We start from the raw sequence: 22,887 nt of genomic DNA, 5'->3' as shown, positions 1-22,887 counted from the left end.
ATCGCGATGGGCGCCGTCTCCCTGCCGGCATGCCGCCCTTCTAGAACTCCTGCCAGCCACTCGCGTTGGCGGCCAGCGTCGAATCGATGCGGGGCGAAAGAACCGTCGCCCTGCGCACCGGAACCACCGACGCAGCGACGGCCGCCAACGCAGGCCGTACCACCGCCGCGGCCGTGGCGGCGCCGGTGCGGAACACCGACACTGCTTCAGCCAACAGGTTGGCCTGCTCTTCCATCGAGCGTGCCGCAGCGCTGGCCTCTTCCACCAATGCCGCATTCTGCTGGGTGGTCTCGTCCATCTGCACTACGGCCTGGTTGACCTGCTCGATGCCCGAACTCTGCTCCTGCGAGGCGGCGGAGATATCGGCCATGATGTCGGTCACCCGCTGCACCGAGGCCACGATCTCGCCCATCGTGGTGCCTGCCTGGCGCACCAGTGCCGACCCATCGGCCACCTTGCCGACCGAGTCCTCGATCAGGCCCTTGATCTCCTTGGCGGCACCGGCCGAGCGCTGCGCCAGCGTGCGCACCTCGCTGGCCACCACCGCAAAGCCCCGGCCCTGCTCACCGGCACGCGCCGCTTCCACCGCAGCGTTCAGCGCCAAAATGTTGGTCTGGAATGCGATGCCATCGATCACCGAGATGATCTCGGCAATCTTCTTCGAGGCGGCTTCGATGGCGGACATCGTGGTCACCACCTGGCCGACCACCTCCCCGCCCTGCGAGGCGACACCATGCGCGCCGATGGCTAGCTGGTTGGCCTGGCGCGCGTGTTCGGCGTTCTGCTTCACGGTAGAGGTCAGCTCCTCCATCGACGCGGCCGTTTCCTCCAGATTCGCGGCCTGCTGCTCGGTGCGCCGCGACAGGTCGGTGTTGCCCGAGGCAATCTCGCCTGCAGCCAGGTTGATGCTGGATGCACTGGCCTGGATGCGGCCAACGATCTGCTTGAGCTGATCGACGGTGGCATTGCAGTCATCGCGCATGCGGGCGAACACACCATGGAAGTCACCTTGCATGCGTACGGTCAGGTCGCCTCGCGAGATGGCCTGCAACAGGGTCGACACCTGCACCAGGTTCTCATCGGTGGTCTGCATCAGCTGGTTGAGCCCGGCCACCATGTCGCGGAAATCGTAGGCGAAGCGGTCCTCATCGCCGCGCAGGCTGAAATCACCCGCCGCAGCTGCGGTCGCCAACCGGCGGATCTCGCTGTTGATCGCCGACAGGCTGCTCTTGGTTTCATCCATTGCCTGGGTGATCGCCGCCTTCTCGCCCGGCAACGGGTCCATGTCCACCGACAGGTCACCGCGGGCATAGTGCTTCATCACTTCGATCAGCCGGTTCTGCACCTGCACGTGCGAACCAACCAGCGCATTGGTTTCGTGCACCATCCGCCCGAAGTCGCCGGGGAACGCGCTCTCATCCATGCGGTAGCTGAGGCTGCCGGCGTCATGCTGGCGGGCCAGCTCGCCCTGCGCCGCCATCACCGCCTGTACCTGCATCTGCATGCGTTGCATCGACCTGAGCAGCTGGGTCACCTCATCGTTGCCCGACGCATCGATGACGTTGTCCAGGCGGCCACCGGCGATGCCATCAGCCAGCTTCACCGCCCCCTCCAGCGGACGGGTCAGGCTGCGGGTGATCGCCCAGGCCGCCAGCGAACCCAGTATCAGGCTCATCACGCCGAACACGATCGACAAGGTGCCGGTCCAGGCCTCCGTGCTGCGATATTCCTGGCGGCTGCGCTCGGTCAGTGTCTCCTGATGCCGCAGCAGCGTCGAGATGGATTCGTTCCAGGCCGTGGCCAGCCCGTGCTCGGCCAGCAGCTCTTTGGCAGCGCCGTCGAAATCCCCAGCCTTCATGCGCTCGTGCAGATGCTGGGTAGAGGCGTCGGTCGCCTTGCGTGCCGCGTCGATTTTCGCAACCAGCGCATCGCCGGTGGCGTCACGCGGAATCTTGATGTACCTGGCCCAGATGCCGTCGTAGGTCTGCGACAGTTCCTGTGCCTTCTGATAATCCTTGTCGAAATCCTCGCCACGCTTGATCACCATCAGCCGCCGATGCATCAGCACGGCATTGTTGGTATCGAGCATGTCATTCAGCAGCCGCATCTTCACCATGTTGACGTCCACCACTTTCTCGAACTGGGCGGACTTGAGCTGGTTTCCGTACAGCACCAGGCCAACGATGGCCATGATGAACAGCAGCAGCAAACCAAAGCCGGCGCCCAGCCGGGATCCCACTCGGAGGTTGCGTAAGGCGAGCATCTCAATTCCCTTGATCATGGCCGTACGATCGATGGCGGCGCAGGCAAGGGAAACTTTATGGGAGTTTATATTTGTAACGATCCAATAATATTGAACAGGCAGAATGGACCCGCCCCCATACCGCCCCTCCCATCGCCCTTTGGCTGCCGATGACATGCCAGCGCAGCATTGAAATCACGCCGCATTGACAGTTTCTCCCCGGTATATCCATCCAGCATCCATTGATAATCAGCAGCGGACACCACCGTTCCGGATCGGGCTGCCAGTGCATGCAGCCGTTACCGGCGAACGGCTACAGTTGCGGCATGTCCCTGGTCCTGCACATCGACGGCGCATCCATCAACGACATCGCCAGCCTGTACGCGGAAATCAACCGTGTGTTCATGGCCAGCGAGAACTGGCAGCTGGGAGCAAGCCTGGACGCGCTTGATGACCTGCTGTGGGGTGGCTATGGCGTGCTCGCCGGCCACTCCGCCGCGACCGTCGTCTGGCACGACATCGCGCATAGCCGCAGTGTATTGGGGCGGGACGCCACGCATGCGTGGCTGCGGTCAAAACTCGATCAGCCCGGCACCTTCAATGTCGCGGCCATCAACGAGCAGATCGCGGCGCTGGAGCACCGCCAGGGACAGACGTACTTCGAGATCGTGATGGAGATCTTCGACGGGCATCCGCAGATCACCCTGGTCGCTGCCTGAGCGCTGCGGCAACGCCGCGTGCCGGGCTTCAGAATTTCGCCAGGGCCTCACCCAGCCGCAATGGGAACGCAACCTCGCTGGCCAGATGCCATGCGCGTGCATTGGCACCCAGCCGGGTGCATTCGGCCTCATCCATCGCCAGCGCACGCTCGACGGCCTGCTCCAACGCTGTCTCGTCCACATGCCAGGTCCTGGACAGGTGGCAGGGCGCGCCCTCGTGGGCCGTCACCAGAAGACCGCGGCTCTCATCGATCATCTGGTTCATCGGCGCGCCATCGCAGGTGATCACCACCGCCGCGCAGCTCATCGCTTCGACCAGGTAGTGGCCCCAGCCCTCGGTCTGCGACAGGCACAGGTGGAACACATGCTCGTTCTGAAGGCGCTGCACCTCTTCATCGGGCAGGCGCTCGCGGACGATCCGCAGGTTTGCCGCCCCACCCTCGTCTTCGTCCGAAGGCCCGCCACGCAGGACGGTCAGCAGGGGCCATTCCGGGTGCCGCTTCCAGACCTTCACCAGGGTCGCCGTACCCTTCATGCGGCTGCTGCCTGCGGCATGCAGGAAGCTGCGGGGCTTGCGCGGCACCGAAGCGTCGTAGCGGTCGCGGCTGCAGAAGCCCACTTCCAGCGCGCGCATGCCCAGCGCAGTGAAGATGCGCGTGGCGTCCTCGGTCTTGGTCAGCAGGGCATCGAATCGCGGCAGGATGCGGAGGCTGCGCGCAGATACCCATTCCGGATTCGGGATCAGCAGATTGACCTCGGCCAGGCCAAAACTGGCCGGCCGTACGTGCTCCAGCGAGATGTTGATATCGAATCGCGCCGGCTTCCGCCCCAGGCTCAGCCACGACGCCAGCAGGCGACGCAGGCGCAACCGGCGCAGTTTCCACGCCCCGCCATTGCGTACCGCATCGAGGCGGCTGATGGTCACCTCATGCCCGAGCTGTCGCAGCGAGCGCTCGATCACCTGGATGTCATGGCTCAAGCCGCGCTGGTTGTCGGCGGCCAGCAGGTGAACATGCGCCATCAGTGCGAACTCCCGTCCCGGCGCAGGTCGCGGACCGGCAACGCGGTCGCCAGGACGAAGCCCAGCACCAGGTAGAAATAGAACGAATGCGGCATTGCCCGATAGAACACGTTGTCGGTGAACGCCGAGAGCGCGTAGACGATGACCACGGCAAGGCCGGCGGTGGCGACCATCGCCGTGGTTTCATCGGCATGGCCGATCCGCCGCACGAAATGAATACCCGGCAGGATGAAGATCAGCAGCATGATCAGCAACAGCGGCACGCCACCGGTCACTGCCGCTTCCAGGTACTCGTTGTGGGGATGGTTGTAGCGAGAGATCGCGTCGGACACCTCGCCGCGCGCAATGCCCTCGCGCGCATAGGTACCAAACTGGTTCAAGCCCACCCCGGTCAGCGGGTGCTCGGCAATGGCGTCGACCGCCACGCCCCACATCGCGATGCGCTCACGCACCGAACCCACTTCGTTGTGCTGGTTGAAGCCGGCGATCTCGCCACTGACCTCACCGAAGCGTTGGATGACCTGATGGTTGAGCACCGTGGTGGCACCGAGCACGCCGATGACCAGGGCGCCGACGAAGGCCAGCGGGCCACGCCAGCGCCGGGTACGCCACACGTGCACCGTCATCACCATCAGCATCGCCGGAATGAAGGCCAGGATCGGCCCCCGGCTCTGCGCCAGGATCGAGCCGTAGACGCCCACGGCAACGGCAACCCCATGCAGGCAGCGCTCGGCCGGATGGACGTTCGGCTGGATCAACCGGATGACCGAGAACAGCGCCATGCACAGCGTGACCATCGTGAACTCGATGGCCGTCCATTCGCCACCACTGAAACCATAAGCACGTTCCAACCCCATCACGTGGTGCTGCACGATGCATGAGCCACCGAACACCAGGGTGGAGAGCGCGAACAGGGTCCAGATCAGGCGCCAGTCCAGCACGGCGGCGAACACCGCGGCCGTACCCAGATAGAGCAGCATCTGCGCGGGCAGGTCCAGCTCGCTCCAGCGCAGGTCGTGCCAGGCGATGCTGAAGAAGGCAAAGGCCAGGCGCAGCAAACAGGCGATCACGATGAAGCGCGCGATGCGGTAGCGCAGGCGGACATCCGGCTGGCGACGGATCAGCACCACGCCGGTGACCAGCAGGGCCAGCAGCAGCACGGCCTTCAACAGGTTGTACGGCGCAGATCCGGCAAGCGGGACAACGGCAACCAGCGTACTCAGCAGGGCGATGCGCCAGTAATGGCGAGGTTCGGCGGCCATGCAGGCTGCAGTCATGCGTGTTCTTTCCATCAACGCCCGCCCGGGGATGAATTGCCCCGGTTTCCATGGAGGCCGATTGGCGGGAATCGCCGGGGCCGACACTACCGTGGCCCTCCATGGAAATCAACCAAACCACCGCTGTCGTTGGCGCCCAGACAGCCCCGGCGCGCGCGCCCCGCCCGGTGGATCAGGGCGGGGATCATCGACCCGCCCAGGCCGTTACACTAACTGTTCTTCCGGCCCTGCCCCGCAAGGCCTCGCCCAGACGCCCTGCCCAGACGCGAACCGCTCCAAGTGACTGATACGAAAGACAACACCAGCAACGCCAAGGCGTCCAAAGAACACACCCCGCTGATGAAGCAGTTCTTCGCGGCCAAGTCCGACCATCCGGACCTGCTGCTGTTCTTCCGCATGGGCGATTTCTACGAGCTGTTCTACGACGACGCCCGCAAGGCGGCGCGGCTGCTGGACATCACCCTGACCCAGCGCGGCAGCTCCGGCGGCGCGCCGATCCCGATGGCCGGCGTGCCGGTGCATGCCTACGAGGGTTATCTGGCACGGCTGGTGGCGCTGGGTGAGTCGGTGGCGATCTGCGAGCAGATCGGCGATCCGGCGCTGGCCAAGGGCCTGGTCGAGCGCAAGGTGGTGCGCATCGTCACCCCCGGCACGGTGACCGACGAGGCATTGCTGGACGAACGCCGCGACACCCTGCTGATGGCGCTGTCGCGTACCAAGCAGGGCTACGGGCTGGCCTGGGCCGACCTGGCCGGTGGCCGCTTCCTGGTCAACGAGGTGGAAACCGACGACGCGCTGGAAGCCGAACTGGCGCGGCTGGAGCCGGCCGAACTGCTGGTGCCCGACGAAGAGAACTGGCCGGAATTCCTGCGCCAGCGTACCGGCGTGCGCCGCCGCGCGCCGTGGCTGTTCGACGCCGACAGTGGCCGCCGCCAGCTGCTGGCGTTCTTCAAGCTGCATGACCTGAGCGGTTTCGGCATCGATGACAAGCCGCGCGCCACGGCTGCGGCCAGCGCCCTGCTCGGCTATGTCGAAGAAACCCAGAAGCAGCGCCTGCCGCACCTGACCTCGATCGCGATGGAAACCGCCGGCGAGGCGATTGCGATGAATGCCGCAACCCGCCGCCATCTGGAACTGGATACGCGCGTCGATGGCGACACCCGCAACACCCTGCTGGGCGTGCTGGACAGCACCGTGACGCCCATGGGCGGACGCCTGCTGCGGCGCTGGCTGCACCGCCCGCTGCGCCTGCGCGAGGTGCTGGTGCAGCGCCACCATGCGGTGGAAACGCTGATCGACCGCGGCAGTGATGCCGACATCCGCGAGCAGTTCCGCCGCCTGGGCGACCTCGAACGCATCCTCACCCGCGTCGCACTGCGCTCGGCGCGCCCGCGCGACTTCTCCACCCTGCGCGATGGCCTGGGCCTGCTGCCGGCAGTGCGCGAGGTGCTGGCGCCGCTGGATTCTCCACGCCTGCAGGCGCTGCACGCCGCGCTGGGCGAACATGACGAATGCGCGCAGCTGCTGGCCAGCGCCATCGCCGAGATGCCGCCGCTGAAGCTGAGCGATGGCGGCGTGCTGGCCGACGGCTTCGACGAGGAGCTGGACGAGCTGCGCCGCCTGTCGACCCATGCCGACCAGTTCCTGGTCGATCTGGAGCAGCGCGAGCGCGAGAGCAGTGGCATCGCCACCCTGAAGGTGGGCTACAACCGGGTGCACGGCTATTACATCGAAATCAGCAAGGGCCAGTCCGACCGCGCACCGGTGCACTACACCCGCCGGCAGACGCTGACCAACGCCGAGCGCTACATCACCGAGGAACTGAAGGCCTTCGAGGACAAGGTGCTGTCCGCGCGCGACCGTTCGCTGTCGCGCGAGAAGTACCTGTACGAGCAGCTGCTGGACACCCTCGGCGGGCAGCTGGAACCGCTGAAGCAATGCGCGGCAGCACTGAGCGAGCTCGACGTGCTGGCCGGCTTCGCCGAACGCGCGCAGGCATTGGACTGGGCACGCCCGGAACTGCAGGCCGAGCCGTGCCTGAAGATCGAGCGCGGCCGCCACCCGGTGGTTGAAGCGGTGCGCGAACAGCCGTTCGAACCGAATGACCTGGACCTGCATCCGGACCGCCGCATGCTGGTGATCACCGGCCCGAACATGGGCGGTAAATCGACCTACATGCGGCAGAACGCGCTGATCGTGCTGCTGGCCCACATCGGCAGCTTCGTGCCGGCCAGCCGTGCGCTGATCGGCCCGATCGACCGCATCCTGACCCGCATCGGCGCCGGTGACGACCTCGCCCGCGGGCAGTCGACCTTCATGGTCGAAATGGCCGAGACCAGCTACATCCTGCATCACGCCACCGCGCACTCGCTGGTGCTGATGGACGAGATCGGCCGTGGCACCTCCACCTATGACGGCCTGGCCCTGGCCGACGCGGTGGCCCGCCACCTGGCCTACCAGAACCGCTGCTACACGCTGTTCGCCACCCACTACTTCGAGCTGACCGCGCTGGCCGACGAGCAGCACGAAGGTGGCCGCAGCGGCATCGCCAACGTGCACCTGGATGCGGTCGAGCATGGCGAAGCGCTGGTGTTCATGCATGCGGTGAAGGACGGCCCGGCCAACCGCAGCTTCGGCCTGCAGGTGGCGGCACTGGCCGGCCTGCCCCGCGCCACCGTGGCGCAGGCGCGTCGTCGCCTGGCCGAGCTGGAGCAGCGCGGCGGAGAAAGCCATGCCGCCGAGCTGGCACCGCAGGCGCTGGATGCACCGCAGCAGTTCGGCCTGTTCGCAGCACCCTCCAGCAAGGCGCAGGAAGCGCTGGCGGCGATCGACCCGGACGAGCTGACCCCGAAGCAGGCGCTGGAAGCGCTGTACCGGCTGAAGGCGCTGCTGTAACCGCAGCGCACGTCCATGGCCTCCCGCCTGGCCGCGGGGGGCCAATTGAAAGATTCCACAAATCCGATTCTGCTTTTCAATTGACAGAATCTATCAACCTGAACGAATCATTCGATTATTCATTTCATCTGGCCCTAGCTACAGTCGAGTGAAGATGTTTCCCACGTCTTCACCGCCACCAGGAGCCAGCCGATGAGCCAGTCCGACAACAACAACGCCAAGTGCCCTTACCACAGCGCCCCGACGCCTGAGGAAGGCGCCCAGCAGCAGCGCGAGCTGAGCACCACGCCGAAGCAGAAGCACGGTGACGACCCGGTTACCCCGATGACCACGGCCTTCGGCGCGCCGGTGGTGGACAACCAGAACAGCAAGACCGCCGGCCCGCGCGGCCCGCTGCTGATGGAAGACGTGTGGCTGCTGGAGAAGCTGGCCAATCTCAACCGCGAGATCATTCCCGAGCGCCGCATGCACGCCAAGGGCTCGGGCGCGTTCGGCACCTTCACCGTCACCCACGACATCAGCAAGTACACCCGCGCCAAGCTGTTCGAGAAGGTCGGCAAGCAGACCGAAATGTTCGCCCGCTTCACCACGGTGGCCGGCGAGCGTGGCGCCGCCGACGCCGAGCGCGACATCCGCGGCTTCGCGCTGAAGTTCTACACTGAAGAAGGCAACTGGGACCTGGTCGGCAACAACACGCCGGTGTTCTTCCTGCGCGACCCGCGCAAGTTCGCCGACCTCAACAAGGCGGTCAAGCGCGACCCGCACACCAACCTGCGCAGCGCGCGCAACAACTGGGATTTCTGGACGCTGCTGCCCGAAGCCCTGCTGCAGGTGACCGTGGTGATGAGCGACCGCGGCATCCCGCGCAGCTTCCGCCACATGCACGGCTTCGGCTCGCACACCTACAGCTTCACCAACGCCGACAGCGAGCGCTTCTGGGTGAAGTTCCACTTCGTCAGCCAGCAGGGCATCGAATCGCTGACCGACGCACAGGCGCAGATCCTGGTCGGGCATGACCGCGAAAGCCACGGCCGCGACCTGTTCGCCGCGATCGACAAGGGCGACTTCCCGAAGTGGAAGCTGTTCATCCAGGTCATGCCGGAACTGGATGCGGAAACCTACCGCGTGCACCCGTTCGACCTGACCAAGGTGTGGCCGAAGAGCGACTACCCGCTGATCGAGGTCGGCCAGTTCGAACTGAACCGCAACCCGGTCAACTGGTACCAGGACGTGGAGCAGTCGGCGTTCGCACCGAGCAACCTGGTGCCGGGCATCGGCCCGTCGCCGGACAAGATGCTGCAGGCGCGCCTGTTCGCCTATTCCGATGCGCAGCGTTACCGCCTGGGCGTCAATCACCACCAGATCCCGGTGAACGCTGCGCGCTGCCCGGTGCACAGCAACCACCGCGATGGTGCGATGCGCGTGGACGGCAACTACGGCGGCCTGCCGCACTACGAGCCGAACAGCTACGGCCAGTGGCAGGAGCAGCCGGAGTACCGCGAGCCGCCAATGAAGATCCGCGGTGACGCCGACTTCTGGAACTTCCGTGAGGACGACGCCGACTACTTCAGCCAGCCCGGTGCACTGTTCCGCAGCTACAACCAGGCGCAGAAGGACCGCCTGTTCGCCAACACCGCCCGTGCCCTGGGCGATGCGCCGGACTTCATCAAGCAGCGCCACATCGACAACTGCAGCAAGGCCGATCCGGCTTACGGTGCCGGCGTCGCTGCGGCCCTGAAGGCGCTGGCCAGCCAGCCGTCGGACCCGTTCAAGCCGGCACAGCCGGAAACCGACTTCCCTGCCGCCACCCCGGGCGCGGAAGACATCGAGCTCTGATCGGCCTCCCCCGTGTACGGCACGCCGCCTCCCCGTGAGGCGGCGTCGCCGTTTTAACGGTCCGCGTCGTACCTTCTGCACGCCCCATCCCAATCGAGGATTCCCCTGATGAGCCTGACCGATGAACTTCTCGCCAAATTGCAGGGCGCTCCGCTGCAGCAGGTGTCGCAGCAGCTCGGCATCAGCGATACCCAGGCCTCCGGCGCGATCAGTGCCGCGCTGCCGGTGCTGATGGGCGCGCTGGGCAACAACGCTGCGCAGCCGCAGGGGGCGCAGGCCCTGCTCGGCGCGCTGCAGAACAACCACAGCGGCCTGGACCTGGGCAGCGTGCTCGGTTCGGTGCTGGGCGGAGGTGGCGGTGGTGCCGCCAGCGATGGCGCCGGCATCCTCGGCCACATCTTCGGCGGCAGCCAGCAGAAGGTGGAAACCGGCCTGGCCCAGGCCACCCAGCTCGACAGCGGCCGCACCAGCCAGCTGCTGCAGATCCTCGCGCCGATCGTGATGGCCTTCCTCGCCCAGCGGCTGGGTGGCGGCCAGGCCGATGCCGGCTCGCTCAGCCAGGCGCTCGGCCAGGAAAAGCAGCAGGTGCAGCAGCAGGGCGGCATTGCCGGTGGCCTGCTCGGCAGCGTGCTGGACCAGGACGGCGACGGCCAGTTCGGCATGAGTGACCTGTTGAAGCTGGGCGGCAACCTGCTCGGCGGCAAGCGCTGACCGGCGCTGTCGCCGGGGATGACCCGGCATGAACTGCATCGCTACGGATCACGCCGGGCCCTGCCCGGCGTCCTACCGGTTCCCGGCCTTCAGCCGCTGCAGGATCGGCGCGAACAACGGCGCCTGCATCGAGCGCGGCGGCACCGCTGGCTTTCCTTGTTCCTGTGCCTGCCAGTACGACCACGGCAGCGCCTTGTCGCCCAGTTCGTAGTCCATGCCGTCCCAGCCATCCTCGCGGAAAGCGTAGAAGGCCCAGTGCACCTTGTCCTGTTCCAGCACCTGCAGCACGTCCTGCAGGTAGCGGCTGCAGTCGGGCCAGCGGCGCATGCAGCCGAATTCACCGACCACCATGCGGTTGGCCCCCACCCCGTGCGTCTTCGCCCACTCCATCGGCTGCTGCAGGTAGCTGCGCACGCGCGCCGCGTCCCAGCGCTCGCTGTGGCCGCCGAACGGCACGCTGCCCGGGTAGCGCCAGGGCTTGGCTCGCTTCTGGTTGGGCGCACTGGTCGCTGCGTACGGTTCGTACATGTGCACGCTGTACAGCAGCCGGGTATCGGCCAGTGGTGCCGGCCAGTAGTTGAAGCCATCGGCGGCCGCATACCATCCGGCATCCAGCATCAGCGGCATTTCCGCGTCGACCTCGCGGATGCGCGCGATCAGCTCCGAGTAGAAACGGCGCAGATCACGCGGACCGTCCTGCACCCCGGCGTACCACTGCTGCATCGCCTCGCTGGACGCATGTTCGGCCAGGCCGGCACCGAATTCCGGCACCGGTTCGTTGATCAGGTTGTAAGCGGCCAGTGCGGGATGTCCCTTCAGCGCCACGGCCAGGTCATGCCAGAAGCGTAGCGCCGGGGCGTGATTGTCGAACGACTGCCACAGGCGCTGGTCGACCTTGTCACCGTTGTGCTGCTTCCAGCGCAGCAACGGCAGCGACAGCGTGGTGAGCACCACCTTCAGTCCGGCCGCGTCGGCATCGTCCAGCACGCGGCGCAATGTCGCCAGATCAGCTGCGACCAGCCCTTGATAGTCGTCCGCGTTGCCGATCAGGAAGTCACGGCCGCCCTGCGCCTTCCACTTGTCCGGTACCAGCCGCACCCAGGTCGCGCCGGTCGCACGCAGCGCCTCGAAGTAGTCCCGGTCCGGAGGCGACATGTTCATGCTGTTGCCCCCGCGCTGCGGAGCATCCCAGAAGGTGATATCGGCCGCGTGCAAGGGCGCGGCAGCAAGCAGGGACAGGCACAACAATAGGCAACGCATCGGCAGGCTTCCAGAAGGTGAACATCCAGCCTGCCCCGCCGCTTCCGAACGCACCGTGACTCGCGCCTCCTTTCGCACCGCGATAGGAACAATGCACCGGAATCGCCGTTCCGTCAGAGCGCGTCGATATCACCCAATGCCCGTATCAACCGCCGCGCGCGCTTGTCCGGCTTGTGCTCCGGCGGCTGGAAGCCATCGCGGGCGGCGATGCGCAATGCGCGCTGCTCGGCACGACGCGCCTTCGAGGCTTCGCTCTCGGTGTACAGCTGCTGCGCCGCCGGGGCCGGCCCGCGCTGGTCGCTCAGGCCCAGTACCTGGATCTCGAAATGCTCTTCGCCGCGATCGACCTGCAGCTGCTCACCCACGCGCACGGCGCGCGAGGATTTCGGGCGCTGGCCAGCCACGCTGACCTTGCCGGTCTCAATGGCCTGCTTGGCCAGGCTGCGGGTCTTGAAGAAACGGGCCGCCCACAGCCAGATGTCCAGGCGGACACTGGGCGACAGCGGGGAAAGCTCATGCATCGGTGCGTACTACTCCGGTGGCTTGTTCAGGGGACGCGGATGGTCGGGGTCGGTACGGCAACCGCTGCCCCCGATCAGGGTGGGTACGCCAGCGGACAGATCCTGGCGCTGGCTGCCGACCAGGCATTCGGGCCGGTCGGTCGGCCGCACCTGGGTATCACCCAGCCGGTCGTCCATCGAACATGCGGCCAGTACGACGCCGATCAAGGCCAGCGCCATGCCCCGTCCCACCCGTAGTCGTTGATGCATTGCCACATCCCGCAAACCGGCTTGGTGCTAGTGTGCGCCTCCCGGGAATCGATCACCACTCCATGGCCAAAGCGCCGCTTGACCTGACCTCCGGCCCGATCGGCCGCAATCTCCTGCTGTTTTCCCTGCCGATCCTGGCCGGCAACATCGCGCAGTCGCTGAATGGTTCGGTGAATGCGGTGTGGGTGGGGCGTTTCCTCGGCGAGGCGGCGCTGACCGCCACCGCGAACGCCAACAACATCATGTTCTTCCTGATCGGCTCGGTGTTCGGCTTCGGCATGGCCTCGACCATCCTGATCGGCCAGGCCATCGGCGCACGCGACATCGCCCAGGCGCGGCGCGTGGTCGGTACCAGCGCCACCTTCTTCATCGGCCTGTCGGTGATCATCGCCATCGCCGGCTGGTTCATGGCGCATCCGCTGCTGGCGGCGATGGGCACGCCGGCCGCCTCGCTGCCGCTGGCCGAGGCCTACCTGCAGATCATCTTCCTGGCGATGCCGACGCTGTACGCGTTCGCCTTCCTCACCGCCGCGCTGCGCGGTGCCGGCGATTCGCGTACGCCGTTCCGCTTCCTGATGGTGTCGGTGGCGCTGGACATCGTGCTGAACCCGGTGCTGATCTTCGGCATGGGGCCGTTCCCCGCGCTGGGCATCGCCGGCTCGGCGTGGGCCACGCTGGTCGCGCAGACCCTGTCGCTGGCCGGCCTGCTGCTGTACATGCGCCACAAGCGCCACACGCTATGGCTGGGGCGTGCCGACATGCGCCTGTTCAAGCTCGACCTGACCATCCTCAAGGCGCTGGTGCTCAAGGGCGTGCCGATGGGCCTGCAGATGGTGCTGATCTCGCTGTCGGTGATCCTGCTGATGACCATGGTCAACCAGTACGGCACGGCTACCGGCGCAGGCTATGGCGCCTCGCTGCAGCTGTGGAACTACCTGCAGATGCCGGCGATGGCGATCGGTGCGGCCTGCTCGTCGATGGCCGCGCAGAATGTGGGCGCACAGCGCTGGGACCGCGTGCGTGGCACCGCACGCCAGGGCGTGATGTTCAACTTCCTGCTGACCGGCGCACTGATCCTGCCGCTGGTGGTATTCGATCGCCAGCTGCTGGCGCTGTTCCTGCCGCCGGCCAGCGAGGCATTGGACATCGCCCGCCATCTCAACCATGTGGTGATCGGCTCGTTCCTGTTCTTCGGCGTCAGCTTCGTGATCTCCGGCGTGGTGCGCTCGACCGGCGCGGTGATTCCGCCGCTGCTGATCCTGGCCGGCTCGCTGTGGGGCGTGCGCGTGCCGTTCGCCGAACTGCTGCAGCCGTACTGGGGTGCCGATGCGATCTGGTGGAGTTTCCCGGTCAGCTCGTTCGTATCGATGCTGCTGTCGCTGGCGTATTACCGCTGGGGCGGCTGGCGCAAGGCGAAGATGATCGGCAAACCTTCGCACGCCGAGGAACTGGCCACGCCCTCGGAAATTCCGGCCTGCCCGCCCTCGCCGGTGGCCGACCCGGATGCCGCATTGGAATCATCGCCGCCACGGTAGTGCCGGCCGCTGGCCGGCAGCTTCATGCCGCTCCGGAATCATCACGCAACAGCCGGCCAGCGGCCGGCTCTACCGCTTCTTCTTTTTCGCCGCGTTGAACATCGCCGCCTCGCGCAGCAGCGCCTTGAACGCGGCGGCATTGGGCATCGCGCCTTCATGGATGTCGATCGCGCGCCGCGTGTTGCCGTCCAGGCTGGCGTTGAACAGACCCTTCGGGTCCGCCAACGCCGCACCGTTGGCGAAGGTCATTTTCACCGCCTGCTTGTAGGTCTCGCCGGTACACAGGATGCCGTTGTGTTCCCACACCGGCGTGCCGCGCCACTTCCAGGTTTCCTGCACCTCCGGCAGCGCTTCATGGATCAGCGCGCGCACGCGTGCCAGCGTCTCGCCACGCCAGTCGCCCAGTTCGGCGATGCGTGCATCGATCAGTTCGGCCGCCGGGGTTCCGGCATCGGCAGGGTTGGGCGCGTGCGTGGCCATCAGGTGCTCTCGTCGGGAAGGACATCGAAACGTCGGGCTTACATGCGCTCGCCAGGCAATGCGGCCGCCTGCCGCACCCAGTCGAGGAAGCGTGCTTCATCCAGCACCCCGTCCTGCTGCAGGTGCAGATAGCGCGTATCGGCGCTTCTGGATGGCTCCGGCGGCACCGGCTTCAATGCGGCACCGCGGAAAAACGCGACCTTGATGTAGCGCGTGAAGCAATGGAAGCTGAGGAACCAGCCTGCGCCCGGGGCCGCCGCATACATTGGCGAATTCCATTTCACCGCCTTGTGCACGCCGGGCACGGCCTGCTCGATCAGCGCATCCAGGCGCTCGCCGATCGGTCGTTTCCAGTCCGGCATCGCCGCGATGTAGGCCTGCACCGTGGCATCGCCCTCGCCCTTGGCGATCTGCGGGTTGCCACCGGACAGCAGCCTGGGAACGGCGGAAGGTGCGGTTCGCTTGGCAGGCATCGCACGGCACGTCCATCTGAGTGGAAAGCGCAGCCTAGCGCGGTGCATGCCTGCCGGTCACGGCGCGCTGCGCCATCGGTTCAGTCCGTCTGGCCGGCCAGGAACTGGCGCCAGCCCGGCAGCTTGCGGTGACGCCGCAGCGCATGCATCAGCGCCGCCATCACCACGCCGAACAAGGCACCGGCCAGCAACCCGGCCACCAGCAGCAGGGCCAGCGGGCGCTCACTGCCCTGCCACAGCATCAGCCACATCAAGCCGGTCCAGAACAGCCCGAACAACAGGCCCTGCACCAGCGCATTGGTGCCGAAGCCGGCCAGGATCGGCGGTGGCAATGCGACGCCCACTCGCCACAGCAGCCGATGCAACAGCGGGGCCGACTGCGCACGCGCCAGCCCCTTGCTGTCGAGAAAGCGCAGCGCCGACTGGATTGCGGCGGGATAGCGCGGATTGATGTCGCTCATCACCTGATCGTGACCGATGCACGGCCGGAAACGCAAACGGCCACCCGAAGGTGGCCGTCGCGGCAACAACCGAAGTTGTTTATCAGGCCTTTTCGGCCAGACGGGCAGCCTTGGCGGCAGCAGCGGCAGCCAGGTCTTCCTTGATGCGGGCAGCCTTGCCTTCCAGGCCACGCAGGTAGTACAGCTTACCGGCGCGGACCTTACCACGACGCTTCACTTCGACCGAGTCGATGATGGCGCTGTGGGTCTGGAAGACGCGCTCGACGCCGTAGCCGTGCGAGATCTTGCGGACGGTGAACGAGGAGTTCAGGCCGGCATTCTTGGTGGCGATCACAACGCCTTCGTAGGCCTGCACGCGCTCGCGGCTGCCTTCCTTCACCTTCACGTTGACGACAACGGTGTCGCCCTGGCTGAACTTCGGCAGTTCGCGGGTGATCTGGGCGGATTCGAATTCCGCGACGATGGACTTGTTCAGCTTGCTCATGGGTTACACCGATTCTTGTTCGGGTGGGTGTGTCGTTTCGACAACGTAGGCTGATGCAGTCACTGGACTGTGCTGCACGTTTGTTGTGGGTACTGCGCGCGCCGGCCGGGGCTGGCGGGAATTGGCCATGATAGCCGATAAAGCCAGCCCTGCGCTAGGGGCGGGCCTTCTGTTTCAGGGCCTGCCGGGCCTGGTCCAGCAGTTTGCGGTCGGCCTTGCCCAGTGCCTGTTCATCCAGCAGGTCCGGGCGCCGTTGGGCGGTACGGACCAGCGACTGCTGGCGACGCCATGCAGCGATGGCCGCGTGGTTGCCCGAGCGCAGCACCTCCGGCACGTCACCCAGCGGATGCTGGGCCGGCTGGCTGTAGTGCGGGCAGTCGAGCAGGCCGAGGTCGCCCTCGAAGCTGTCCTGCGCCGCAGATTCGGCGTCGTTCAGGGCGCCGTCCTGCAGGCGCGCCACGGCGTCGATGATCACCGCCGCGCCCAGCTCGCCCCCGGACAGCACGTAATCGCCGAGGGAAATCTCCTCGTCGACATTGGCTTCCAGGAAACGCTCGTCGATGCCTTCGTAGCGGCCGCAGAGCAGGACCATGCGCGGCAAAGCCGCCAGTTCCCGCACCTTGGCCTGGGTCAGCGGTGCGCCCTGCGGGCTGAGGTAGATCACCCGCGCCGGGGCCGGGTCGGCGTCGCGGATCGCCTGCAGGCAGGCCTGCAGCGGCTCGATCAGCATCACCATGCCCGGGCCACCGCCGAACGGACGGTCGTCCACCCGGCGGTAGTTGCCTTCGGCGTAATCACGGGGATTCCAGCCATGCAGGCTGAACAGGCCCTTCTCCTGCGCACGCCCGACCACGCCCAACCCAGCGGACTGGGCGAGGAACTCGGGGAACAGGGTGATGACGTCGAAACGCATGCTCACACTCAGAACTCGGGATCCCAGTCGACCACGACCAGGTTGGCCTCGAAGTCGACCGATTTGACGAAGTCCGGCTGCACGAACGGAATCATCCGCTCGCGGTCACCACGGACCACCACCACGTCGTTGGCGCCGGTGCTGAACAGGTGCGAGACCTGGCCCAGGGCGACGCCCTCGGTGGTCTTCACGTCCAGGCCTTCCAGGTCCACCCAGTAGTACTCATCGGGCTTCGGCGGCGGCAGCGCACTGCGCGCCACGTAGATCTCGGTGCCGTGCATCGCTTCGACGGTATCGCGGTCCTCGACGCCGGGGAAACGGGCGACCAGGTGCTTGCCGCTGTCGCGGCCACGCACACCTTCAATCGTGGTTTCCACGCCGGACGGGCTGCGCACGATCCACGGCTGGTAACGGAAAATGGCGGAACGTGGCTCGGTCCAGGACTCGAGCTTGATCTCGCCGCGCACACCAAAAGCGCCGACAACCCTGCCCAGCAGGATGCGGCGCTCGATATCTTTCATCTGCTTCAACCAAGAGGGCCACGCCGAAGCGTGGCCCGTCAGGATCAGGCCGCAGCGGCCTGGGACTTGGTCGCTTCCTTGATCAGGTTGCGGACCTTGTCGGTCGGCTGGGCGCCGTTCTTGACCCAATGGTCAACGCGGGCCAGGTCCAGCTCGATGCGCTTCTCGGCGCCCTGGGCGACCGGGTTGTAGAAGCCAACGCGCTCGATGTTGCGGCCGTCGCGCGCGCTGCGCACGTCGGTGACGATGATGTGGTAGAACGGACGCTTCTTGGCGCCGCCGCGGGTCAGTCGAATCTTGACCATGGTGTTTTTCCTATTGCCCAGTCGCCAGGATGGCGAGGTAAGCGGGCGATTATAGCGGCAGAGCCGGGCCGAGCCAACCCCGGGGGTGCCCCGACCTTCACGGTAGCACCGGGCCCTGCCCGGCGGGGCTTTCAGCCCAGATCGTCCCAAGGCACCCCTGCCAGCACCGCCCTACCCTGTTCAGCCAGCGCCTGCGAACCCGGCAGGACATGCCCGTCGATGGCCTCCAGCGCCCACAGGCCGCTGGCATTGCAGGCGAAGGCCGCCTTCACGCCAGCCAGGGCCGCCCGCGGGAGGGGCCGGCTGACCTGCGGGCCGGGCCAGTGCTGCTTCAGCAGGCTCTCGGCGGTACCACGCAGGGCGGGGGCGCGCGGCCAGAGCAACTGGTGACCGTCGTGGACGGCCAGGTTCCAGGTTGTGCCTTCGCTGATGCAGTCGTCGCTGCCGACCAGCAAGGCATCGTCGAAGCCCTCGGCCATCGCCGCACGCCGCTCGGCGAACAGGCCAAAAGTGCCTACATGCTTGATCTGCGGCAGCTCGCGCTGCCAGACCACGCTGCGCACCCGCTTGGGTGCGCTCAGTGCCACCGGCGCCGAGACGGCCACCAGCACGTCCACCGGCACGGTCGCCAGCGGGCTGCGGAAATCGAAGTGGCGCGAGTACACCGTCACCCGCAGCGAGGCATCGGCCCGCGCCGCCTGCTGCAGCGCCTGCACCATCCACGCCTGCACCTGCCCCGTATCCAGTTCGCTGCCAAACAGTTCGCGCGTGGCCTGCGCAAGCCGCGCCAGATGCAGGTCGAGCCCCTGCACGGCACCGCCGCGCACCTGCAGCGAGGTGAAATGGCCATAGTTGACCAGTGCCGGCAGCAGGTCCTCGACCTGCGCCGGCTGGCCGTTGCAGGTCACCGTCATCGCAGCAGCGCCTGCGCCTGTTGCCACATGCCACGCAGCACGTCGGCGGCCGGCTGTGCCGGGGCCATCCATGCCGACTGCCCGGCCCACGCCTGCATCGCCGCCAGCCGGTTTTCCTGTACGGCCTGCCTGCGCATCGGTGCGGTCAGGCCGCGCTGCACCGGGTACGGGCGCGGTGCAGGTGCGCCGTCCGCGGCGGCGGCGCGCACATAGGGGGTGGCCAGGCCACGGCCAAGGCGGCCACTGAAGGCACGCGTCGGCCAGGTATCCTCCGGCTCGCTGGCGGCCAGCCCGTCGGCCCACGCCGAGGCGATCGCCGCTTCGGGCGTGCGCAGGAAGGCCGTACCGATCTGCACGGCGCTGGCGCCCAAGGTGAGCGCGGCGGCGATGCCACGGCCATCGGCGATGCCACCGGCAGCGATGACCGGAATCCGCAGGTGATCGGCCAGGCGCGGCAGCAGCGCGAACAGCCCGACCAGCTGGCGCTCGGCCATCGCCGGATCAAAGGAACCGCGATGGCCGCCCGCTTCCACGCCCTGCGCCACCACCGCATCGGCGCCGGCGTCCTGTGCCGCGCGTGCTTCGGACAAGGTGGTCGCACAGGCGATCCAGGCGATGCCGGCATCCTTCAGCTGCTGCACATGGCGTGGCTGCAGCACGCCCATGATGGTCGAGGCCACTGCCGGGCGCGCCGCCACCAACGCGGCGAACTGTTCCTCAAAATCGGCAGGCGTGGCATCGGCAGCACTGGCCGGCACGTCCGGCCCCCACTGTGCAAGGAAGGTGCGGCTGGCAGCCTCGGCGGCAACATCACGGGTCGGCGCCGGGTCCGGCACCCACAGGTTCACCTGTGCCGGACCGGTGGAAGCGGCACGGAAGTCGTCCATCCATCGGCCGATATCGGCCGATGACGACAGCACTGCGCCCATCGCGCCCATGCTGCCGGCATTGGCCAGCGCGGCCGACAACGGCACCGGGCAGGCGCCGGCCATCGGTGCCAGCAGGATCGGAAGCTGCAATGAAAAACGCCGACAGAAGGCGTCGGCGCGTTCAAGAATCGGCGATGCGTTCACGCGACATACCTGTGGGAGAAGTCGCTGCCCAGCATACGCCAGTCGCTGCGGCCAGAACCCGAGGGGCTGGCCGCGCGAGGATCAGCGCGCCACCACCGCGTAGGTGCGCACCAGCTGGCTGTCCATTTCCTCGTTGAACTGGAAGGTCACATAGCGTGCGTCGTCGGCGGCGAATTCCGCCTCGGCCGATGCACGGCCGATTTCGGTGCCCTCGGCATCCAGCGCACGCGCAACCAGCTTGCCCTTGAAGGCCTTGTCGGCCACCACATACACGGCCGCTTCCTTGGAGCCCATGCCGCGGCTCTTGCCCAGGGTCACGGTCAGGCCCCGCGCCGCCAGGCCCGGATCGGCCTGCAGCGTCACGTTCATGCGCTTGTCCACGCCTTCGCCCAGGCCAGCGACGAAATCGGCTGCGGTACCACTGATGGCACTGCCGGCCTTCTGCGATACCGAGGTGTCGTCCTTGCAGGCGGCCAGCGCCAGTACCAGCGCCGCTACCACGATCATCTTCTTCATGTGCATTCCCTTGTCAGATCAATACGTAGTCAAGCAACAGGGGGCTGGCCACGCAAGTGCCGGTCCCGGCCCCCTGCGCCCTCCCCCTTTCAGGCATCAACGGAACGGCATGCCGCGGCCGCCCATGGCGCCCATCATGCCCTTCATGCTGCGCAGCATGCCCTTCATGCCGCCGCCCGCCATCTTGCTCATCATCTTTTCCATCTGCATGTACTGCTTCATCAGCTTGTTGACGTCGGCCGGAGTCACGCCCGAGCCCTTGGCGATGCGCGCGCGGCGCGAGCCGTTGAGCAGGTTCGGGTTGCGCCGTTCCTTCTTGGTCATCGAGCTGATGATGGCGATCATGCGCGGCACTTCCTTGCCCTGGCTGACCTGCTGCTTCAGATGGTCGGGGATGTTGCCCAGGCCCGGCAGCTTGTCCATCAGGCCGCCGATGCCGCCCATGTTCTGCATCTGCTCCAGCTGGTCGCGCATGTCGTTCAGGTCGAACTTCTTGCCCTTGGCGACCTTCTCGGCCAGCTTGGCGGCCTTGTCCTTGTCGACCTGCTGCTCGACCTGCTCGACCAGCGACAGCACGTCGCCCATGTCGAGGATGCGGCTGGCGATGCGGTCCGGGTGGAACACATCCAGGCCTTCCGGCTTTTCGCTGACGCCGACGAACTTGATCGGCTTGCCGGTGATGTAGCGCACGCTCAGCGCGGCACCGCCACGGGCGTCACCGTCGGTCTTGGTCAGCACCACGCCGGTCAGCGGCAGCGCGTCACCGAAGGCCTTGGCGGTGTTGGCCGCGTCCTGGCCGGTCATGGCATCGACCACGAACAGGGTTTCGGCCGGGTTCACGGCAGCGTGCAGGGCCTTGATCTCGGCCATCATCGCTTCGTCGATGGCCAGCCGGCCGGCGGTATCGACCAGCAGCACGTCGACGAACGACTTGCGCGCATCATCGATGGCGGCGCGGACGATGGCTTCCGGCTTCTGGTCGGCGCTGGACGGGAAGAACAGCACGCCAACCTGCTCGGCCAGGGTCTTCAGCTGCTCGATCGCGGCCGGACGGTAGACGTCGGCCGACACCACCATCACCTTCTTCTTGCGCTTTTCCTTCAGGTGCTTGGCCAGCTTGCCCACGGTGGTGGTCTTGCCGGCGCCCTGCAGGCCCGCCATCAGGATGATGGCCGGGGCTGGAACATTGAGGTTCAGGTCGCTGGCTTCAGCGCCCATCACCGCGGTCAGCTCGTCGCGCACGACCTTGATCAGGGCCTGGCCCGGGGTCAGCGACTTCAGCACTTCCTGGCCGACCGCGCGCACCTTGATGCGCTCGATCAGGGCCTGCACCACCGGCAGCGCGACGTCGGCTTCGAGCAGCGCGATGCGGACCTCGCGGGTCGCCTCGCGGATGTTCTCCTCGGTCAGGCGGCCACGGCCACGCAGGCGCTCGATGGTGCCGGAAAGGCGCTGGGTCAGGGACTCGAACATGCGGTACGACCTGTCTGAAAACGGGGGACAATAAGGCAGACAGTATAACGGGTCCGCCCCGCCTGCCGGGCTGCGACGCCGCGGCCGTCGCCACCACCGCGGGGGTATGCGAAACTGCAACGATGACAATCGTTCTCATCGCCGTCCTGCTCTACCTGGCCGCCAGTGCCCTGCTGGTGCGCGCGCTCGGCCGCGATGAAACCACTGGCTCCCCCATCTGGCTGTGGCCGGCGCTGCCCGCGATGCTGCTGCATGGCGGCTACCACGTGATGGTGGCGATGCGCACCAATGGCGGGCCGGACATGCACTTCTTCGCCGCGCTGTCGCTGGTCGGCCTGGGCATGGCCTGGCTGACCTCGCTGGTCGGCGCGCGCGGACGGATGTCGGCGCTGGGCGTGGTGGTGTTCCCGCTGGCCGCCGTGCTGCTGCTGGCCTACCACGGCTACGGCCACGAACCGAGCAAGGTGCTGGGCTGGCGCCTGGCCAGCCACGCCTGGCTGGCCTTGCTGGCCTATGCCACGCTGAGCATCGCCGCACTGCTGGCGATCATGCTGTGGCTGCAGGAGCGCGCGCTGCGCCGCCGCGAGTTCCGGCCGTGGCTGCGCGCACTGCCGCCGCTGGCCGACCTGGAATCGCTGCTGTTCCGGGTGATCACCGTTGGCTTCGCGCTGCTGACCCTGACCCTGGTCACCGGCGTGCTGTTCGTCGACGACCTGCTGGCGCAGAAGCTGGTGCACAAGACCGTGCTCAGCGTGCTGTCGTGGATCGTGTTCGGCGTGCTGCTGATCGGCCGCCGCCGCTACGGCTGGCGCGGCATGAAGGCGGTGCACTGGACGCTGGCGGCGATGCTGTTGCTGCTGCTGGCGTTCTTTGGCAGCCAGTTCGTGATCGAACTGGTGTTCGGGCATTCGCGATAGCGGCGTGCCGACCCACGGTCGGCACCCACCCCAACATCGCATGGTAGTGCCGGCCGCTGGCCGGCAACTGGACAGCACCCTGCGTGGATGC

Annotated in this window: 23 protein-coding genes; 6 read left to right on the top strand and 17 right to left on the bottom strand. The window is 66.8% G+C overall.

Features of this window, described 5'->3' with window-relative positions:
* Positions 1–40: 40 nt before the first annotated feature.
* Positions 41–2,263, bottom strand: a complete 2,223-nt coding sequence (locus VN11_RS06370) for a methyl-accepting chemotaxis protein (protein WP_053449150.1) — start codon at positions 2,261–2,263, stop codon at positions 41–43.
* Between the two features lie 305 nt (positions 2,264–2,568).
* Between VN11_RS06370 and VN11_RS06365 the strand changes: the two genes are divergently transcribed.
* A complete protein-coding gene (locus tag VN11_RS06365; protein WP_053449149.1) occupies positions 2,569–2,961 on the top strand; it encodes a barstar family protein in 393 nt (130 codons plus the stop codon).
* Positions 2,962–2,989: 28 nt separating this feature from the next.
* On the opposite strand, the gene VN11_RS06360 is transcribed toward VN11_RS06365, so the two are convergent.
* Both VN11_RS06360 and VN11_RS06355 read right to left on the bottom strand, forming a co-directional pair.
* Positions 2,990–3,982 (bottom strand): glycosyl transferase, encoded by a 993-nt coding sequence (locus VN11_RS06360; RefSeq protein ID WP_053449148.1) that lies wholly within the window; start codon positions 3,980–3,982, stop codon positions 2,990–2,992.
* A complete protein-coding gene (locus VN11_RS06355) occupies positions 3,982–5,259 on the bottom strand; it encodes an O-antigen ligase family protein (RefSeq protein ID WP_053449147.1) in 1,278 nt (425 codons plus the stop codon). The genes VN11_RS06360 and VN11_RS06355 overlap by 1 nt, the downstream gene beginning before the upstream one ends.
* A gap of 339 nt (positions 5,260–5,598) precedes the next feature.
* Here VN11_RS06355 and mutS point away from each other — a divergent pair, with 339 nt between their 5' ends.
* From mutS to VN11_RS06340, 3 genes are all read left to right on the top strand, one after another.
* On the top strand, positions 5,599–8,154 hold the full coding sequence (gene mutS, locus VN11_RS06350) for a DNA mismatch repair protein MutS (protein WP_053449146.1): 2,556 nt from the start codon (positions 5,599–5,601) through the stop codon (positions 8,152–8,154).
* A 192-nt stretch (positions 8,155–8,346) separates the two neighbouring features.
* A complete protein-coding gene (locus VN11_RS06345; RefSeq protein ID WP_008264912.1) occupies positions 8,347–9,990 on the top strand; it encodes a catalase in 1,644 nt (547 codons plus the stop codon).
* 108 nt (positions 9,991–10,098) lie between these two features.
* On the top strand, positions 10,099–10,701 hold the full coding sequence (locus VN11_RS06340; RefSeq protein ID WP_049456157.1) for a DUF937 domain-containing protein: 603 nt from the start codon (positions 10,099–10,101) through the stop codon (positions 10,699–10,701).
* A 72-nt stretch (positions 10,702–10,773) separates the two neighbouring features.
* On the opposite strand, the gene VN11_RS06335 is transcribed toward VN11_RS06340, so the two are convergent.
* The 3 genes from VN11_RS06335 to VN11_RS06325 form a co-directional block, all read right to left on the bottom strand.
* Complete coding sequence (locus VN11_RS06335) at positions 10,774–11,862, bottom strand: glycoside hydrolase family 5 protein (protein ID WP_238581860.1); 1,089 nt, start codon at positions 11,860–11,862, stop codon at positions 10,774–10,776.
* A gap of 212 nt (positions 11,863–12,074) precedes the next feature.
* Positions 12,075–12,482 carry an RNA-binding S4 domain-containing protein gene (locus tag VN11_RS06330; protein WP_053449144.1) on the bottom strand — a complete coding sequence of 136 codons (408 nt, stop codon included), beginning with the start codon at positions 12,480–12,482 and terminating at the stop codon, positions 12,075–12,077.
* 9 nt (positions 12,483–12,491) lie between these two features.
* Entirely contained in the window at positions 12,492–12,731 is a 240-nt protein-coding gene (locus VN11_RS06325; RefSeq protein WP_053449143.1) for a hypothetical protein, read from the bottom strand.
* A 62-nt stretch (positions 12,732–12,793) separates the two neighbouring features.
* Here VN11_RS06325 and VN11_RS06320 point away from each other — a divergent pair, with 62 nt between their 5' ends.
* Positions 12,794–14,266, top strand: a complete 1,473-nt coding sequence (locus VN11_RS06320; protein WP_053449142.1) for an MATE family efflux transporter — start codon at positions 12,794–12,796, stop codon at positions 14,264–14,266.
* Positions 14,267–14,335: 69 nt separating this feature from the next.
* Here VN11_RS06320 and VN11_RS06315 read toward each other — a convergent pair whose 3' ends face one another.
* From VN11_RS06315 to ffh, 11 genes are all read right to left on the bottom strand, one after another.
* Positions 14,336–14,746: a DUF1801 domain-containing protein gene (locus VN11_RS06315; protein WP_053449141.1), complete on the bottom strand. Its 411-nt coding sequence runs from the start codon at positions 14,744–14,746 to the stop codon at positions 14,336–14,338.
* 38 nt (positions 14,747–14,784) lie between these two features.
* Positions 14,785–15,219: a DUF1801 domain-containing protein gene (locus VN11_RS06310; RefSeq protein WP_053449140.1), complete on the bottom strand. Its 435-nt coding sequence runs from the start codon at positions 15,217–15,219 to the stop codon at positions 14,785–14,787.
* Between the two features lie 80 nt (positions 15,220–15,299).
* On the bottom strand, positions 15,300–15,680 hold the full coding sequence (locus tag VN11_RS06305) for a DUF6404 family protein (RefSeq protein WP_053449139.1): 381 nt from the start codon (positions 15,678–15,680) through the stop codon (positions 15,300–15,302).
* Between the two features lie 82 nt (positions 15,681–15,762).
* A complete protein-coding gene (gene rplS / locus VN11_RS06300; RefSeq protein ID WP_005408597.1) occupies positions 15,763–16,164 on the bottom strand; it encodes a 50S ribosomal protein L19 in 402 nt (133 codons plus the stop codon).
* A gap of 154 nt (positions 16,165–16,318) precedes the next feature.
* Complete coding sequence (gene trmD / locus VN11_RS06295; protein WP_053449138.1) at positions 16,319–17,077, bottom strand: tRNA (guanosine(37)-N1)-methyltransferase TrmD; 759 nt, start codon at positions 17,075–17,077, stop codon at positions 16,319–16,321.
* A gap of 8 nt (positions 17,078–17,085) precedes the next feature.
* Positions 17,086–17,598, bottom strand: a complete 513-nt coding sequence (gene rimM / locus VN11_RS06290) for a ribosome maturation factor RimM (protein ID WP_010483256.1) — start codon at positions 17,596–17,598, stop codon at positions 17,086–17,088.
* A 44-nt stretch (positions 17,599–17,642) separates the two neighbouring features.
* Positions 17,643–17,903, bottom strand: a complete 261-nt coding sequence (gene rpsP / locus VN11_RS06285) for a 30S ribosomal protein S16 (RefSeq protein ID WP_005415733.1) — start codon at positions 17,901–17,903, stop codon at positions 17,643–17,645.
* A 131-nt stretch (positions 17,904–18,034) separates the two neighbouring features.
* Positions 18,035–18,817 carry an aminotransferase class IV family protein gene (locus tag VN11_RS06280; RefSeq protein WP_053449137.1) on the bottom strand — a complete coding sequence of 261 codons (783 nt, stop codon included), beginning with the start codon at positions 18,815–18,817 and terminating at the stop codon, positions 18,035–18,037.
* Positions 18,814–19,932, bottom strand: coding sequence for an NAD(P)H-dependent flavin oxidoreductase (locus VN11_RS06275; RefSeq protein ID WP_080374882.1), 1,119 nt, complete (start codon positions 19,930–19,932; stop codon positions 18,814–18,816). The genes VN11_RS06280 and VN11_RS06275 overlap by 4 nt, the downstream gene beginning before the upstream one ends.
* A 39-nt stretch (positions 19,933–19,971) precedes the next feature.
* Positions 19,972–20,406 carry a hypothetical protein gene (locus tag VN11_RS06270; RefSeq protein WP_148564944.1) on the bottom strand — a complete coding sequence of 145 codons (435 nt, stop codon included), beginning with the start codon at positions 20,404–20,406 and terminating at the stop codon, positions 19,972–19,974.
* Between the two features lie 96 nt (positions 20,407–20,502).
* Complete coding sequence (gene ffh / locus VN11_RS06265) at positions 20,503–21,879, bottom strand: signal recognition particle protein (RefSeq protein WP_005408591.1); 1,377 nt, start codon at positions 21,877–21,879, stop codon at positions 20,503–20,505.
* 122 nt (positions 21,880–22,001) lie between these two features.
* Here ffh and VN11_RS06260 point away from each other — a divergent pair, with 122 nt between their 5' ends.
* Positions 22,002–22,796 carry a cytochrome C assembly family protein gene (locus VN11_RS06260; protein ID WP_005415730.1) on the top strand — a complete coding sequence of 265 codons (795 nt, stop codon included), beginning with the start codon at positions 22,002–22,004 and terminating at the stop codon, positions 22,794–22,796.
* Positions 22,797–22,887 lie beyond the last annotated feature (91 nt).

This window comes from Stenotrophomonas maltophilia (assembly GCF_001274595.1).
GTDB lineage: Bacteria > Pseudomonadota > Gammaproteobacteria > Xanthomonadales > Xanthomonadaceae > Stenotrophomonas > Stenotrophomonas forensis.
The sequence above is the reverse complement of the archived record's forward strand: the minus strand, read 5'-3'. Positions and strand labels throughout refer to the sequence as shown.